11 protein-coding genes are annotated in these 16,579 nt (G+C 47.4%); 2 read left to right on the forward strand and 9 right to left on the reverse strand.

Annotated features, from left to right (window positions below; genetic code table 11):
• Nucleotides 1–92 precede the first annotated feature (92 nt).
• Nucleotides 93–347: a DUF6783 domain-containing protein gene (locus DWX00_RS20705; protein ID WP_416388104.1), complete on the forward strand. Its 255-nt coding sequence runs from the start codon at nucleotides 93–95 to the stop codon at nucleotides 345–347.
• Here the strand turns inward: DWX00_RS20705 and DWX00_RS07425 are convergent.
• The 6 genes from DWX00_RS07425 to DWX00_RS07450 form a co-directional block, all read right to left on the reverse strand.
• Nucleotides 272–1,507: a hypothetical protein gene (locus DWX00_RS07425; RefSeq protein ID WP_117509188.1), complete on the reverse strand. Its 1,236-nt coding sequence runs from the start codon at nucleotides 1,505–1,507 to the stop codon at nucleotides 272–274. The genes DWX00_RS20705 and DWX00_RS07425 overlap by 76 nt on opposite strands.
• A gap of 319 nt (nucleotides 1,508–1,826) precedes the next feature.
• Nucleotides 1,827–3,131 (reverse strand): ATP-binding cassette domain-containing protein, encoded by a 1,305-nt coding sequence (locus tag DWX00_RS07430; protein ID WP_270423095.1) that lies wholly within the window; start codon nucleotides 3,129–3,131, stop codon nucleotides 1,827–1,829.
• Nucleotides 3,132–3,315: 184 nt separating this feature from the next.
• A complete protein-coding gene (oppD, locus tag DWX00_RS07435; protein WP_055221530.1) occupies nucleotides 3,316–5,064 on the reverse strand; it encodes an oligopeptide ABC transporter ATP-binding protein OppD in 1,749 nt (582 codons plus the stop codon).
• A 13-nt stretch (nucleotides 5,065–5,077) separates the two neighbouring features.
• Nucleotides 5,078–6,046: an ABC transporter permease gene (locus DWX00_RS07440; protein WP_022461048.1), complete on the reverse strand. Its 969-nt coding sequence runs from the start codon at nucleotides 6,044–6,046 to the stop codon at nucleotides 5,078–5,080.
• A gap of 6 nt (nucleotides 6,047–6,052) precedes the next feature.
• The gene (locus DWX00_RS07445) at nucleotides 6,053–7,624 is read right to left on the reverse strand and encodes an ABC transporter permease (protein WP_055221532.1); all 1,572 of its coding nucleotides are present in this window, start codon (nucleotides 7,622–7,624) and stop codon (nucleotides 6,053–6,055) included.
• 119 nt (nucleotides 7,625–7,743) lie between these two features.
• Nucleotides 7,744–9,957: an ABC transporter substrate-binding protein gene (locus DWX00_RS07450; RefSeq protein WP_118594943.1), complete on the reverse strand. Its 2,214-nt coding sequence runs from the start codon at nucleotides 9,955–9,957 to the stop codon at nucleotides 7,744–7,746.
• 834 nt (nucleotides 9,958–10,791) lie between these two features.
• Here DWX00_RS07450 and cysS point away from each other — a divergent pair.
• Complete coding sequence (gene cysS / locus DWX00_RS07455) at nucleotides 10,792–12,240, forward strand: cysteine--tRNA ligase (protein ID WP_118594944.1); 1,449 nt, start codon at nucleotides 10,792–10,794, stop codon at nucleotides 12,238–12,240.
• Nucleotides 12,241–12,427: 187 nt separating this feature from the next.
• Here cysS and DWX00_RS07460 read toward each other — a convergent pair whose 3' ends face one another.
• The 3 genes from DWX00_RS07460 to ilvB form a co-directional block, all read right to left on the reverse strand.
• Nucleotides 12,428–13,591 (reverse strand): phosphoglycerate dehydrogenase, encoded by a 1,164-nt coding sequence (locus DWX00_RS07460; RefSeq protein ID WP_117804399.1) that lies wholly within the window; start codon nucleotides 13,589–13,591, stop codon nucleotides 12,428–12,430.
• On the reverse strand, nucleotides 13,591–14,673 hold the full coding sequence (serC, locus tag DWX00_RS07465) for a 3-phosphoserine/phosphohydroxythreonine transaminase (RefSeq protein WP_117804398.1): 1,083 nt from the start codon (nucleotides 14,671–14,673) through the stop codon (nucleotides 13,591–13,593). The genes DWX00_RS07460 and serC overlap by 1 nt, the downstream gene beginning before the upstream one ends.
• A 183-nt stretch (nucleotides 14,674–14,856) precedes the next feature.
• On the reverse strand, nucleotides 14,857–16,545 hold the full coding sequence (gene ilvB / locus DWX00_RS07470; RefSeq protein WP_117804397.1) for a biosynthetic-type acetolactate synthase large subunit: 1,689 nt from the start codon (nucleotides 16,543–16,545) through the stop codon (nucleotides 14,857–14,859).
• Between the last annotated feature and the right edge of the window lie 34 nt (nucleotides 16,546–16,579).

The raw sequence follows: 16,579 nt of genomic DNA on the forward strand, positions 1-16,579 counted from the left end.
TATAACCCCTCCTTTTTTATTTTACGTGCTCTCGCTGCTGCTTCCCCCATACAAAATCGCATAAAAAAGCACTCATTCATGCCAGAGCGTGTTTGAAAAAAGCTTTTCGTGAGCTGCGAGTCCCATTTTCAGCCCAAACGGTCTGCAGCAACCGGATAAGGTCAAAACAGATCGCGAAGTGGGGCTTGCAGATTGTGGAAATGATTTTTCAAATTCTGTTTTTATTCTACCATCCTAACTGCGATTGTACAATGCAAATCTGGTTTGTTTTTTATTCATTTCCTACGATTACGGCAAGATCTTCATCTGTCGTCTGCATCTCATCGTTCTCAAACCAGATACTGTAAATGTTCTGTGAAGTCAGTGTTTCCAGGGACTCCCTGGAAAGCGATTCGGCCTGATAATCAGAAAATGCTGCAAGCAGCGTATTGGCACAGCCATATTCACCGGAATAGACGATCAGTTCGGAGGCTGCTGTGTGGTCTTTTCCGTCTGCCGCGCTAAGATACGGCGTGCGCATCGTTCCGTCCTGATACTGGTAATAGCGGTACGCATCCGGGCTGCCCGCCTGGTAAGCGTGGAAAAACACGATGCTTTTCGGTCCTTCATACGTCATTGTTCCGTATGACTGGATTTCGTTCCCGGAAAGATGATACAGCGGATACCGGTACTCTTTTTCTCCCGTCTCATCGAGACAGCGCACGAAACCGTCCTTACTGGAAATAATGCCGAGCTGATAGCCCTCGCCACGAATCGTATCCGCCAGATAATCAATCAAAAAAGCATTTTTCATCCAGAAAAAGTCGAGATATGCGGTATAGCCCATCTCTGCGGCATACGCCTGATACGCGTCTGACACATGCAGACAGACCTGGTTTTCCCCTGACAGCTCCAGTGAAATATCATCCGGGTTCTGTGTAAAGGCAGCAACTGCTGCCGTTTCTTCTGCTGCCGCATCGTTCCGGTTCGGATCAAACTGCGCTGCAGCCGCATCATCATTGCTGGCGCAGAGATTTTCCAGGGACGCATACAGCGGTCCCAGATAAATTTCCCGGCAATTGGCATCGGATACTTTTTTCAGTGCATCGTATAAAACCGGATCTACCGTCAGCACTTCATTTGGATGCTGGTTGATATCATACAGGTTTGTCACATCCTCAAAGCTCTCATCTATATTGAAAAGCCGGTAGCCTTTCACTGCCGCATCTGTGTAAAGCAGCGAAAGCGCCTTTGCCTCCCCGCCTGCAGAAACCCCGCTTGCGCCAACGTTATATTTCAAGGTAAAATCCTCACCGCAGTTCAAATCCGCGCCTGCCTTTACACTGATCTCACGCCAGCCGGAATCTCCATGCAGAAAGTTCATAAAACCATACACCAGAAAACCGGATCCAATCGCCAGAAGCAGTACTACAAGCAGGATGCGCCGTCCGACATTTTTTTCGGAAAGCCAGACCTTCTGTACCGGCTTTGGCAGCCGTCTGTTCGGATCTTTTACTGTTCTTCCCATTTTTTTGCTCCTCTTTCATTCTAATTTTCCTTTTCCGCTGTGATTTATTGTCCCAAAAAACACATCGCCCGTCAAGTAAAATCGGAACGGAATTCATCTCGCACTTCGTTCCGGAAGCCACAACTTTTTTAATTTACAGAAAATTTCAACGAAGTTTCCTGTAAACTATGAGAAACACGCTCCGCGAGTTTCTCAAGTTATCGCGGCAGTCGCCAAGGTCTCGTGCAAGCACGGACTTTGGCTCGTTGCTCGCGTAAATCAAAAAAAGCGGCACCGGAACCTTTTTTCTGGTTCCGGGCCACTTTTTCTTTCCTGTCCACTATAGGGCAACTAAAATCAATGCAATGATAAAGATCAGGAGAATCACGGCAAGTACAGCAAATCCGTACAGCGCGCCCTGCTTGCATGCTTTGTAGTTGTGATAGTATTGTTTCTTTTTGTATACCATCGCTGCGATGATACCGATGATCGGGAAGAAGAACGACAGCACTTTGTACCAGACGCTTCCGGTATCGTGAACCGGAGTTTTCAGGAATTCATCTTCTGCCTTGGAAAGATGAACCTCGTGGTTCTCCTCTTTTACTTCCTCGCCAGGCTTTCGGATGGTGATCGGCTGCAGCGGCTCTCCCTTCTCACGGAGTGCCTTATACTCTTCGATCTCTTTTTTATTTCCATATACAAAATGATTGTGTCCGATGTCCACGAATTCCGGTTTGTCCACGGAATAATCGTGAATGGACGGGTCATAGGTGTACAGCACCTTATTCTTCTCGAGCTGCGGATCCGGAATCGGGATCGCAGAGATCAGGGAATGGGTGTATGGATGCAGCGGGAAGTTGAACAGCTCCTCTGCGTCCGCAACCTCTACGATATTTCCTTTGTAGATAACACCGATACGGTCGGAAATGAACCGTACGATGGAAAGGTCATGGGCGATAAACAGATAAGTAACCTGTTTTTCTCTCTGGAATTTCTTCAGCAGATTGAGGACCTGGGCACGGATCGATACGTCCAGTGCGGAGATCGGCTCATCGGCTACAACCAGCTCCGGCTCCATAACCATGGCACGGGCCAAACCAATACGCTGGCGCTGTCCGCCGGAGAACTCATGTGGGTAACGGGTCAGGTGCTCCGGCAGAAGACCAACTTCGTTGATCATGTTCTCTACCTTTTTCACACGGTCTGCCTCGTTCTCGTACAGATGGAAGTTGTAAAGACCCTCGGATACGATGTAATCGACCGTCGCACGCTCATTTAACGATGCGGCAGGATCCTGGAATACCATCTGAATGTTTCGGATAACCTCCCGGTCCAGGGAATGCGGAATCTTGCCGGAAATTTTAACACCCTTGTACAGGATCTCTCCTGCGGAACACGGGTTGACACGAATGACCGCACGGCCGATCGTGGTCTTTCCGGAACCGGACTCGCCTACGAGGGAGAAGGTTTCTCCCTTATAGATGTCAAAAGAAGCATTTTTTACCGCTTTGACTGCGTCATCGCCCTTGCCGAAAGTGATATCTACATTTTTTACCTGCAGTAAGATTTCTCTTCCATTTTCGTCAATCGGACCATGCTCCGGCAGATGCGAAACAGTGGTCTTGCTTTCCTGCTTTGTAGACACTTTCAAACTCTCCTATTAGTTGATTCCTGTAACACCAGATTGCTTCGCAATCTTAAAAACTTTCGCAATCCGCTCATTTTTCTCCGAAAAATGGCTACTTGCTCATGTTTTTGCAGGTCTCAAACTCAAAAACCCTCGTGCAAGCTTTGCTTGCGTCGGCTTTTCGACCTTGATCCCCTTGGTTTTACAAGTTGTATGCTTTTAATAATTTTTCGTGAATATTCTGAATTGCCTCCGGCTTCTCCGTCTTTGGTGCTCTCGGATCCAGCAGCCAGGTTTTGGCGTAATGGGTATCCGTTACCTTGAACATCGGCGGTTCTTCCAGTGTGTCGATTTTCAGACAGTACTGGTTACGCGGCGCGAACGGGTCTCCGATAATTTTGTTATACAGAGACGGCGGGGTACCGGTAATTGAGAACAGCTTTGTATTCCGCTCCGCAAGCTGCGGCAGGGAAGAAAGCAGCGCCCAGGTGTACGGATGGCGCGGATCGTAGAATAGCTCTTCTACGTTCGCAAACTCGATGATCTGTCCTGCGTACAGAACGGCAACACGGTCTGCGATATTCGCTACGACACCAAGGTCGTGGGTAATAAACACGATGGTGTAGTTGTACTCTTTCTGAAGGTCCTTGATCAGCTTCAGGATCTGCGCCTGAATCGTAACATCCAGCGCAGTTGTCGGCTCATCGCAGATGAGGATCTTCGGACGGCAGGAAAGTGCAATCGCAATAACGATACGCTGTCTCATACCGCCGGAATACTGGAACGGATAATCATCGAAACGCTGCTCTGCGTTCGGAATACCAACCTTTTCCATCAGCTCAAGCGCCTGTGCTCTTGCTTCCACCTCGCTGACATTCTGATGCTTCATGATAACAGAAGTGATCTGTTTTCCGATTGTGATAATCGGGTTCAGGGAAGTCATCGGATCCTGGAATACGGTTGCAATTTTCTTGCCGCGGATCTGACCCCAGTCATTCGGATCCTGGATTTTTGCCAGGTTAATGATACAGGTTCCATGAAGCCGCTCCGATGTCTCATCCAGATAGCGCACGCGGAAGGTAGCCTGGTCGAAAACGCCGTTTCGTTTCTGCTCGTCATTCAGATCCACACCGCGTTCCATCGCAGCTTTGAATGCCTCGTGCAGCTTCTTGATCATGCGAACCTTTTTACGCAGTTTGTAACGTCCGACAGAAAGATAGATCTCTTTGGCAAGAATCTCGTTTCTCTTTCTCGTCTCGTCCGTAATTTCTTTTGCTGTCAGACCGGCGTACTCTTTTTTGTACTCTGCCATTTTTGCCTCATACGCCTGATTGTAGGCCGTATCGTTCATGGCAGCCTGTTTGTGTGCCTTGATTTTTTCCTCTTTTGCTTTCTGCAGAGCCTTGATCTCTCCATCCAGTCGGGAAATCTCGGCAGATGTCTCTTTGATTTTCGCTTTTTCTTTGGAAGTATCGAGTGTCTGCTTATAGTTGAAAAGTTCGGTTCTCTTTATTACAAGTTCCTTGATTTCAGCATCTGCTTTCTCACGCTCTTCCTCGCTCAGCGTCATTTTTTCTTCTTTTTCCTGCTCCAGCGCCTTCATTTTCAGGAATACTTCTGAACCATATTCCAGTTTGGAATACTCATTCAGTTTTTCCCAGGTGGATGCGATGGTCTTTTTGGCATAAGAGTTCAGCGGCACAACGGTATCGCTCAGCTCGGCATCGTTAAAAATGATATCTCCCTGATCGATGAAACCGTTGCTGTCCAGCATACCCGCAAACGCTTTCGTGAATACGGATTTACCGGCACCGGATTCTCCTACGATAGCAATGGACTCATTCTCGTAAATATCCAGCGTTACGCCCCGGATTGCCGTCAGGATACGGCCGCGGACACGGAATTTTACCTGTAAGTCCTTAATCGATAATAATACTTTTTTATCTTCCATGCGGCTTTCCTTCCTACATATGTGTTCTCGGGTCGGACGCATCTCCAAGGTTCTGTCCAACTACATATAATACTACGGTGATAATTGAAGCGACAACAACCGGACTCCAGAATTCGAATCCCCATCCCGGTGTCAGCATGGCACCCTCAGCCTCATAGATCAGTCTTCCCAGAGACATGTCAGAAAGTCCCATACCGATGTAAGCCAGGAACACCTCGTAAGAGATGTAGGACGGAATCTCAGTTGCCGCCAGAGTAACAATGACAGATGTCATAAACGGGAGAATATTCTTCATCGCAATGCGGAAAATCGAAGTTCCAAGACATTTTGATGCCAGATTATACTCTCTGTCACGGATGATAACGACCTGCGTACGGATAAAGTACGCGATGGCAAGCCATCCGGTAACGGTCAGTGCAAATACCATGGTCCAGAAGCTCGGAGAAAAGATAAGCACCAGGACGGAGATCAGAAGTACATACGGAATATTTCCGATGATGTTGTAAACCTCCATCATGAAGACATCAACCTTCTTCGAAAATCCCCAGACAGATCCGACAATCACACCAATCGAAAGGTTGATGAGCGCACAGATAAACGCCAGGGAAACTGAAATTCTGGAACCAAACCAGACAGCATCAAAGGTCGACTGTCCGGAAGCACCGGATCCTAAAATCCAGTGAATATTGAATCCAAGCTGCTGCAATGCTTTGCTTGGAGACAGATGTTTTGTCGCGCCGTTCATCAGATTGGCGAAACGGTCGTACTCCACAAAGAGCGGATACACATACGTCATCAGCAGAATCACACCCAGGAGGCAAAGTACGGCAATATTGATTTTTTTCTTAAAAAATACGCGGAAGACGGAATGCCAGTAGGAATATCTCGGAGCCGTAATTTTCTCAGACTCCAGAGAGCTGTTATCTACAGGAGAAAACAGTTCTTCCTCAGACAGACCGAATTTATCTAAATCATAATTCATAAGTCCCTACCTGTCTTTCGTTGAGAATGAGATTCGTGGATCCACCATGGACATCAAAACGTCGCCCAGGATGATGGAAATCACGGAGAGCACTGCGTAGAACAGTGTAACACCTACGATAACACCATTATCATATTTGCTGATTGCTTCGGTCAGCAGATTACCGGCACCAGGTACTACGTACACACGCTCGGTGATGATGGCTCCGGTCAGTGCGAACAGTACGCTCGCCGGAACACCCTGCACGATCGGAATCGCTGCGTTCTTCAAAATGTGTTTCGTAAAGATTTCTCCCTCTGTCAGACCACCGGATCTTGCGAATTTTACGTAATCGGAGTTCATCTGGTCGATCATGTATCGACGCAGCCATTTCATCAGGTTTGCCACCTGCGGCAGTGCCAGAGAAACGATCGGCAGAATATACATCAGCTTGCTCTTCGAATCCATGTCAAAGGTGGTTGGCAGACCCATTTTTCCTCCGATTGCCTTAAACAGGAAAATATAGGCCAGTGAAGGTACTGCTATAATGAATACAATATAGATGGTTCCAAGCTGGTCAACCAGTTTGTCTTTCTTTCTCGCCATCAGAATGCCAAGCGGCACCGCGATGAGATAGGAAAGAATTACGGCAATGATACCGATTACAAAGGAATAGCCGATTTTTGATTTACCACTCTTAATTGTATCCACGTTGGTATAGTCATCTGTGAACCGATCGGAATGAACAGCGCTTGCATCCTGAGATTCGCTCATATACGTTGCGCTGTGCAGATCGTCTGCACTGTATTCCACCAGACCGCTTGGGTAGGTAATCTCCGATTTTACGTAGGATCCCTGCGCGCGGGTCATGGTCAGTGCTACATCCACACCCTCATTTACGGAATAGGACTTTCCTAAATTTATGGTGATTATATTCTGATGGAAATATGGGAATTTTGAGTCAAAGTACATCAGGTACTTGTGTGTTGTGCCATTTCCCATGATGGCCGGTGAAAATTTCTTTCCCCCATATACCGGATCGTGTAAGGTAAATGTAATCCCCCTCTTACCTTCTACCTTTGCAGCATCGTGAATGCTGTCGATGTCAATCAAACCGGAAAAATATTTTCCGAGACGCGTTGCAAGCGGAATATCCCTGTATGCAAACAGCTGCTGCTGTCCGCCGTTGGCATATTTTTTCTTACCCATCATGATCGCATCGTATCTTCTTACGGTGTAACCTTTTGCTTTATAATAAGCTGTAAATTCCTTTACATATTCAGATACCAGTTCTGAATCCTGGTCTTTCGTTCTTCCGAATGCTACTGCTTTGGATCTCGTATCCTCGTCAATTTCGCCTTTTGCTTTGAGAGCGTTCAAATAATCTGCATAGGTTACATAATCAAGATATCCGTATGTCTCCCACTTCTGATATTTGTACACCTTTTTCTGGTTATTGCTCTGATGGGAATAGGTGGTATCCTGTGCGAAAATCAGATTTCGGTCCATCAGAGAATAGATCATAGTCATAACGCATCCAACGACGATTACTACGGAAACAAGGCCATGCAACAAACGCTTAAAAAGATATTTTGTCATATTCTCTCATTCCTTAACACAATATGACAGGGGAATGGCTTTTTTTGTCCCCATCCCCCTGCCGGTTTATTCATTGGCTTTCAACTGTTCTGGTCTTTCCAATTTTACCTTTTCCAAAATTAGAAGATACCGAAACATTTGGTCATGTATCCTTCGTAGTCCGGAAGCATGGTATCCAGATAAGAGCACGGATCACCAAAGTCCGGACCCCATCCGGAGACATCATATACGTCGTAGTTTTGTTCATAACCATAGTTTACATAGTATCCTGCATAGTACCATCCATCCAGGTCTACGGCATCAACCAGATTGATCACAACTTTTCCGCCAAGGGCAGCCTCTACTGATTTCTTGTAGGAGTTTGCTTTGTTGGTGTAAACTTCTACTGCAGACGGATATGGATACTCAATCTGGATCGGATTGCTCTCATCGATGGTGATACCGTCTTCTGCGAGCTCCTCGATTGCGGTATTCAGTTCTTCTACTGCGTTTTCCGGATTGTACCATCCATCAAAACCATCGCTGGTCTTGTTTTCGGCATCCCATACTTTGATCTTCACGCCGTCGGCGTCGATCTGTTTCTGTACGATTTCACCATAGTAGGTGCCTGCCGGGAAGGTTGTGTCGGTTCCGTTGATCTGAATGGTAGTGTCTTTTGACAGGCTTACGAAATATCCCGGGGTAAAGGTATTTCTAAGGGAAGTATACTTCAGATCCTCGCCAACCTGCTGTGCATTGTAAGCGCCACGATCTGCTGCAAAGCTGATCGCTCTTCTGAAGTGAACGTTCTGCAGTGCTTTGTTTGTTCTCTGGATTTCTTCGTCAGACTTTGTACTCTTTGCTGTTGTTCCGTCGTTGGCATTTGCAGTCGCAGTACGGTTGATATTGTAGAATCCCATGAAGGAAGTAGCGTCGGTATCTGAAACTACTGCGTACTGGTCGTACAGACCTTCGGATTTTGCTGTCTCCATAGTGGAGGTGTTCAGGTTTACATAGTCAACGGTACCTGCTTTTGCATCTGTGTACATTTTGGTAACATCAGACTGGTCATTGAACAGCCAGGTCAGGGTTTTAATGTTTACGTTGTCTTTGTTCCAGTAAGAATCGCTCAGTTTAAATACGATGGTATTTTTCGCTGTAGCGTTGGTTACCAGGTACGGGCCGCAGTATGCGATCGAGTTGGAATCTTTTCCGTACTGATAATCTGCTGCGGAAGAATCGTACTCAGCACCGAATTTACCACCCTGGGACTGATAGTAGCTTCTGCTCATCGGCATGAAGATGGTGTAGCCCAGCATGGTCATGAAGTAGCTGCATGGCTCTTCCAGTGTGTACTCTACGGTATAGTCATCAACAGCTTTTACACCAACCTCGTCGAAATCGGTAACTTCACCGCTGATGTACTGGGATACGTTTTTGATCACGCCCTGTACCAGGTATTCCAGACCGCCCTGTGCATCACACATGTGCTGCATTCCGGCCACGAAGTCATCTGCTTTTACAGTATCCACTTCACGTCCCTGGGAATCGGTCCATTTTACATCTTTACGAAGGTGGAAGGTATAGGTCAGTCCGTCATCAGATACTTCATAGGATTCTGCCAGTGCCGGCTGCAGAGTTCCCTCTACGTCGTACTCCATCAGGCCGTCATAGGTATTGATGATCGCATCGGTATCTGCCGCACGGGAAGTTGCAAGTCCGTCCCATGTTACCGGATCGCTCGCATACGGCATGGAGAAGCTGTCTTTTAAGGTGTAACCTTTTCCTGCCAGATATTCTTTTACCCAGCTCTCATAGGTTCCTGTTCCTTTGAGCTCATCCCATTTTGCTCTCATCTCGTTGTAATCTTCTGCTTTGATAAAGTCAGTTGTTACAACATACTGATGATAACGGTCCTTATCGCTTCCCCAAAGGGTATAGTCCTTGGTGCGCGGAGCCATTCTGTACATCGCGTACGTACCACCTCTTGAGGTGAGCGGGTACATCATGGCGGACTCCATCAGTTTTCCCTCGGCAACTGCCATCAGGGCATATCTCTCATCCACCGTTTCTGCTTCCTTTGCAGTAGCAAGTGCATCGTTGAAATCGCCCAGTGCCTCGTTATAGAGCTCTGTGCTGGTCTCGTCGTATCCTTCCGGCATTTCGGACTCCTCTGCCTCGGCTTCGCTCTCACTGCTTGCAGATGCGCTTGCATCGCTTTCGGAAGATGCGCTGCTGCTTACGCTTACACTCTCATCCGCCGGATCAGAACTTCCGCTGCCGGAATTTCCACAGGCAACCAGGCTTGCAGTCATACTCATAACAAGTAATGCGCTTACAATTTTTCTTTTCATAATTTCTTCCTAACTCCTTTCATGGATTCGCGTTGTTTTTGCATCATCCGGACATTTACCGGAACGGCTTCGCCATTCCACCGTTTTTCATTTTGGCACTTTACCACATCAAAACGAATAGTACAAAAAGGAGATGCGTCCAACAAGATTTGTTTTCTTCATCCCTCATGCCCGTACATTTGTCCGTTTGTCCAAAAACAACTGGGTTCATTATAACCAGAACTCTCTCTGTTTGTCAATATCCGATGCAGGAGAAAAGTGTATAAACTGCATTTAAAGTCATCAAAATCCTCTATTTTCCTCTTTTTGGGTATTGTTCTGATGCTGTTTTTCTATTTTCCTGTATTCTTCGGTTTTAGAATAAAAAAAGATTACACAAATAATTGTTTCTTTCCATTTGCGTTCTGCAGCACTGTCTTTTTGTATTTGTTTCAGATTTTGCTCCGGGAAAGAATCCTGCCGGACGCAAAAACAGACTTCTGAAAATCACATTTCTTCTTATTTAAGAGCGTCATACTGTTTTTTACTTTCGTTTTTTACTTTCGTTTTTTACTTTCGTTTCCTTCTTTTACAAAGCAAAGCCTTCCATGAAGACCGCTCACACCGAAATCACTTTCTTACTTTTTGTCTTCGACAGTCTCCGGACTATTGACATCAAAAAAAAATCCTGCTAATATTAATTTTAATAAGGAACCAGTGCAGTACACGGAAAACAGGCACCGCACGCGGCGTCTCTGATATCCTTGTCGGATACAGCAGACGCTTTTTTGCTTTCTTGTGTATCATCACTTCTGCATCCGTATCCGCACGAAAAGAAAAAAGGAGACTTCTTTTATGTATCTTTATAATTCTGCAACCCATAAAAAAGCTGAATTCCTGACACACACACCGGGCCGTGTAGAAATGTACACCTGCGGACCTACCGTTTATCATTTTGCGCACATCGGAAACCTGCGCAGTTATATTATGGAGGATGTCCTGGAAAAGGCACTCCGCTATGAAGGCTACGACGTCAACCGTGTCATGAACATCACCGATGTCGGCCATTTAAGCTCCGATGCGGACACCGGCGAGGACAAGATGGTCAAAGGTGCAAAGCGCGAGCACAAAACAGTCATGGAAATCGCACAGTATTACACCGATGCATTCTTTGCGGATTGCAAAAAGCTGAACATCAAGCGCCCGGATGTCGTACAGCCGGCAACGGGATGCATTGACGAATATATCAGAATCATTGAAAAACTGATGGACACCGGCTACGCTTACTTTGCCGGCGGAAATGTTTACTTTGACACCAGCCGTCTCGACCACTACTACGTATTCAACGATCACGACGAGGATGACCTCGCGGTCGGTGTACGTGAGGGCGTAGAGGAAGATACAAACAAACGCAACAAAAATGATTTCGTTCTCTGGTTTACGAAATCCAAATTTGAGAACCAGGCCTTGAAATGGGATTCCCCGTGGGGCGTCGGTTATCCGGGATGGCACATCGAGTGCTCCGGTATCTCCATGAAATACAATGGCGAATACCTTGACCTGCACTGCGGCGGCGTAGACAATGCATTCCCGCACCACACGAACGAGATCGCACAGTCCGAAAGCTATCTTGGCCACGCCTGGTGCCCGCAGTGGTTCCATGTACATCACCTGAATACATCGACTGGAAAGATGTCGAAATCGAAAGGTGAGTTTTTAACCGTTTCTCTTCTTGAGGAAAAAGGTTATGATCCTCTCGTCTACCGTTTCTTCTGCCTCCAGTCTCATTACCGTAAGGCGCTTGTCTTCACCTGGGAAAACCTGGACAACGCCAAAATTGCCTACGACAAGCTGATCGCCCGCATCGCCGCTTTAGACCCGAAAGACGGACCGGCCGAGGAAGCTTCTATGACTGCTTTAAAAGAGAAATTCCAGAAAGCGCTCGATGCCGACCTCAACACCTCGCTTGCCATCACAACGCTGTACGATGTGTTAAAAGCAGACATGCATGATGCTGCAAAGCTGGCGCTTCTCGACAGTTTCGATCAGGTACTCGGTCTTTCCCTTCTCGCTCATGCAGATGCGAAGAGAAAAGAGGCTGCAAAGACAACTTCTGCTTCCACCGCGTCCGGCTATCAGATTACCGGTGAAGGAGATCCGGAAATTGATGCTCTTGTTCTGAAACGATATGAGGCCAAGAAAGCCAAAAACTTTGCAGAAGCAGATAAGATCCGTGACGATCTGAAAGCACAGGGCATTGAAGTTGCCGATGTACGCGGCGGAGCCGTCTGGAAACGAATCTGAAAATCTTTTCGTAACCATACATTACAGGCAAAGAGAACTGTCCCAGGGCAGTTCTCTTTTTTGTGCCGTTCTTTACCCAAAGGAAGTCAAACAGCAGTAACTTCTGCCGTTCTTGACAAGAAAAGGCGGTACCTCTGTTTTCGGGCACCGCCTTTTTCTGTCACTTTTTGATTTTCTTTGATTCTCTTTATTTAATGATACGAACCTTTAATACACCATCAACTGCTTCGAGGGCTTTTACTATCTCCTCGGTTGCTTCGCTTTCCAGATCCATCATCGTGTAAGCGTAATCGCCTTTACCTTTGTTTGTCATATCGCTGATGTTGACATCCGCATTACCCATAACGGTTGTGAAGGCTCCCAGCATACCTGGGATATTCTTGTGGCAGATCGTCACACGGCCTGCGCCTGTGCATACGCCCATGCTGCAGTTCGGGAAGTTGACGGAGTTTTTGATGTTTCCGTTCTCAAGGAAATCACGGATTTCCTTGACTGCCATCACAGCACAATTGTCCTCGGATTCTTTGGTGGATGCTCCAAGGTGCGGGGTAACGATCGTTCCCTCTGCATCGACTACCTTCGGATTTGCAAAGTCGGTCACATATTTCTTCATTTTTCCGGCCTTTAAAGCCGCGAGAACAGCATCCTCGTCAACGAGAAGGTCTCTTGCATAGTTCAGAAGAACCACGCCGTCTTTCATCTCATCGATTGCTGCTTTGTTGATCATACCTTTCGTGCTGTCCAAAAGCGGCACATGGATGGTGATATAATCACAGGTGCGATAGATATCTTCCACATTCTGGATGTGATGGATGTCGCGGGACAGGTTCCATGCTGCATCGACGGAGATGTATGGATCATATCCGTATACTTCCATGCCAAGGTGCGTCGCTGCATTTGCTACAAGCTGTCCGATGGCACCAAGGCCGATGATACCGAGTTTCTTTCCGCTGATCTCACAGCCGGCAAATTTCTTTTTCTGTTTTTCTGCTGTCTTTGCAATGTCGCCGTCTTCTTTGTCGCTCTTCACCCACTCAATACCGCCTGCGATATCGCGGGATGCAAGCAGCATGCCGGCAAGCACCAGCTCTTTGACGCCATTTGCATTGGCTCCCGGTGTGTTGAATACAACGATACCCTGCTCTGCGCAGTCGGCAAGCGGAATGTTGTTGACACCGGCTCCTGCTCTTGCTACGGCAAGAAGACTTTTCGGCAGCTCCATACCGTGCATGGCTGCACTTCTGACGAGAACCGCATCGGCTCCCTCCAGGCTTTCACTCTGCTGATAGTTTTCATTAAAATTTGCAAGGCCTACGCCTGCAATCGGATTTAAGCAATGATACTGAAACATTAGAGATTTTCCTCCTCGAACTTTTTCATGAAGGCTACGAGTGCTTCTACGCCTTCCTTCGGCATTGCATTGTAGATACTTGCACGCATACCGCCGACGGTACGGTGACCTTTCAGGTTCTCAAGTCCGGCTTCTTTGGACTCTTTGACGAATTTTGCATCCAGATCTGCATTTCCGGTGATAAACGGAACGTTCATCAGAGAACGGTCTTCCGGTACAACGGTTCCTTTGAAGAGCTTGCTCTGATCCAGGAAATCATACAGCAGTTTTGCTTTTTCTTCGTTGCGCTGTTTCATGACTTCCAGTCCGCCCATTTTCTTCAGCCATTTGAACACTTTGCCGCACATGTAGATGCAGTAGCAGTTCGGCGTGTTATACAGAGAGCCGGCATCTGCATGCGTTTTAAATTTCATCATGGTCGGTGTTCCCGGCAGGACATCGTCGGTAATCAGATCGTCACGGACAATGGAGATGACCATTCCGGCAGGTCCGATGTTTTTCTGGACACCGCCGTAGATGATGCCGTAATCGGAGACATTAACAGGTTCGGAGAGGAAACAGGAGGAGACATCTGCCACCAGGGTTTTGCCCTTGGTATTCGGCAGTTTTTTGTATTTGGTTCCGTAAATGGTGTTGTTTTCACAGATATAAACATAATCGGCATCCGGGCTGATCGGAAGATCGCTGCAGTCCGGGATGTAGGAAAATGTTTTATCCTCAGAGGAGGCAATTTTGTTTGCCTTTCCGTATTTCTGTGCTTCTGCGTATGCTTTCTTTGCCCACTGGCCTGTTACGATGTAATCTGCGACACCGTTTTTCATCAGGTTCATCGGGATCATGGAAAACTGCAGCGATGCACCGCCCTGGAGAAACAGGACTTTGTAATTTGACGGGATTCCCATCAGATCGCGAAGGTCTGCTTCTGCCTCATCGATAATATTCTGGAATACTTTGGAACGGTGGCTCATCTCCATGACGGACATGCCGCATCCGCGGTAATCCAGCATTTCCTCCTGGGCTTCTTTCAACACTTCCTCTGGCAGAACTGCCGGTCCTGCGGAAAAATTATAAACTCTGCTCATTTTTCATCCTCCTGTTTCTCTTGCTACTTTATATTACTGGAAAACCACCGTTCCTATGCCGGTGGTTTTCCTTGTAATCGTTTGTACCTGTATTGCAGTTTTTCTTACAAGTCTGCAATTCATATGGTAATACGGTATTACTTTACCACGTTGAAACTATGATACCTCTTTGTTAGAAATATGTCAATTCTTTTCTTGTTCCTTTTTTGCCAGATCCTCTGCATCGAAGACATCCTCGATCGGTGCTCCGGCCGGAACCATCGGGAATACTTTTTCATCGCAGTCGATCCATACGTCGATCAGTGCCGGTTTTCCGCTCGCAATCGCCTCACGGATGGCAGGTCCCATTTCCTCTTTCTTCGTCACACGGATGCCCTTTACGCCGAGCGCCTCAGCAACCTTGACAAAGTCCGCCTGATCCTGCAGAACAGTGTTGGAATACCGTTTTCCATAGAACAGTGTCTGCCACTGGCGTACCATACCGAGTACATGGTTGTTGACAACGACTTCGATCACCGGAATGTTATGTCTCGAAAGGGTTGCCAGTTCGTTCATATTCATGCGGAAGCAGCCGTCGCCTGCGATGTTGATAACGGTTTTGTCCGGGCGTCCCATTTTGGCACCCATGGCAGCTCCAAGACCGAATCCCATGGTTCCAAGACCGCCGGAGGTTAAAAGGGTTCTCGGGCTCGTATACCGATAATACTGCGCCGCCCACATCTGATGCTGTCCGACATCGGTCGTGATGACAGCCTGGCCGTCGGTTGCCTTATAGATCTCCTCGATCACGAACGGTCCGGTAAGGCCTTCTTCATGCTTTAACGGGAATTTTTCTTTCATTGCCTCGATTTCGGCAATCCACTCGTCATGATGCATCGGCTCCAGCTTCGCATTCAGGCGTTTTAAGACTTCTTTGACGTCTCCGATGATGCTCGACTCGACAACAACATTCTTGTTGATTTCTGCCGCATCTACATCGATCTGAACGATTTTTGCATTGTTTGCAAATTTTGCGGCGTTTCCGGTGACACGATCGGAAAATCTTGCACCGAGCACGATCAGCAGGTCGCACTTCGTCACGCCATAGTTCGATGTTTTTGTTCCGTGCATACCGAGCATGCCGGTGTACAGCTTATCGGTTCCCGGGAAAGCGCCTTTTCCCATCAGGGTATCGCAGACCGGCGCCTGTATATGGTGTGCCAGTTCACGCACTTCCTCGGCCGCACCTGAGATGATGCTGCCGCCGCCCACGAAAATATACGGTTTTTTCGACTCCCGAATCAGAGATACAACGTGATCCAGTCCTTCTTCTGTGATTTTTTCGATAGACGGTGCGATTGCTTCCGGTGTCTTTGGCTCATATTCATACGTTGCCGCCGTGACATCTTTCGTGATATCCACCAGAACCGGGCCCGGTCTTCCGCTCTTTGCAATCGAAAACGCACGGCGCAGCGTGTCTGCGAGAACCGTGATATCTTTTACAATCACGCTGTATTTTGTGATCGGCATCGCAACGCCTGCAATGTCAATCTCCTGAAAGCTGTCTTTTCCAAGCAGTGCCTTTCCTACGTTGCAGGTGATGGCTACCATCGGGGTGGAATCCATGTAGGCAGTTGCAATTCCAGTGACAAGATTTGTCGCACCAGGGCCGCTTGTTGCCATACATACGCCTGTTTTTCCGGTCGCACGCGCATACCCGTCTGCCGCATGGGCAGCACCCTGCTCGTGGGAGGTCAGGATGTGGTGGATTTCCGGATGACGGTAAAGCTCATCATAGATATTCAAAATCGTTCCCCCCGGATAGCCGAACACGGTGTCCACGCCCTGCTCCTTCAGGCACTCAATAACAATCTGTGATCCAGTTAATTCCATGTCTGTATGATTCCTTCCTTATCTTTTGGCTTTG

This window comes from Blautia sp. AF17-9LB, assembly GCF_003479185.1.
GTDB classification, from domain to species: domain Bacteria; phylum Bacillota; class Clostridia; order Lachnospirales; family Lachnospiraceae; genus Fusicatenibacter; species Fusicatenibacter saccharivorans.

What these genes read in the sequence shown, in the direction of transcription:
- DWX00_RS07450 (WP_118594943.1), bottom strand. Translation starts at nt 9,957, where the DNA reads ATGAAAAGAAAAATTGTAAGCGCATTACTTGTTATGAGTATGACTGCA.
- serC (WP_117804398.1), bottom strand. Translation starts at nt 14,673, where the DNA reads ATGAGCAGAGTTTATAATTTTTCCGCAGGACCGGCAGTTCTGCCAGAG.
- DWX00_RS07425 (WP_117509188.1), bottom strand. Translation starts at nt 1,507, where the DNA reads ATGGGAAGAACAGTAAAAGATCCGAACAGACGGCTGCCAAAGCCGGTA.
- DWX00_RS07445 (WP_055221532.1), bottom strand. Translation starts at nt 7,624, where the DNA reads ATGACAAAATATCTTTTTAAGCGTTTGTTGCATGGCCTTGTTTCCGTA.
- cysS (WP_118594944.1), top strand. Translation starts at nt 10,792, where the DNA reads ATGTATCTTTATAATTCTGCAACCCATAAAAAAGCTGAATTCCTGACA.
- DWX00_RS07440 (WP_022461048.1), bottom strand. Translation starts at nt 6,046, where the DNA reads ATGAATTATGATTTAGATAAATTCGGTCTGTCTGAGGAAGAACTGTTT.
- oppD (WP_055221530.1), bottom strand. Translation starts at nt 5,064, where the DNA reads ATGGAAGATAAAAAAGTATTATTATCGATTAAGGACTTACAGGTAAAA.
- DWX00_RS07460 (WP_117804399.1), bottom strand. Translation starts at nt 13,591, where the DNA reads ATGTTTCAGTATCATTGCTTAAATCCGATTGCAGGCGTAGGCCTTGCA.
- ilvB (WP_117804397.1), bottom strand. Translation starts at nt 16,545, where the DNA reads ATGGAATTAACTGGATCACAGATTGTTATTGAGTGCCTGAAGGAGCAG.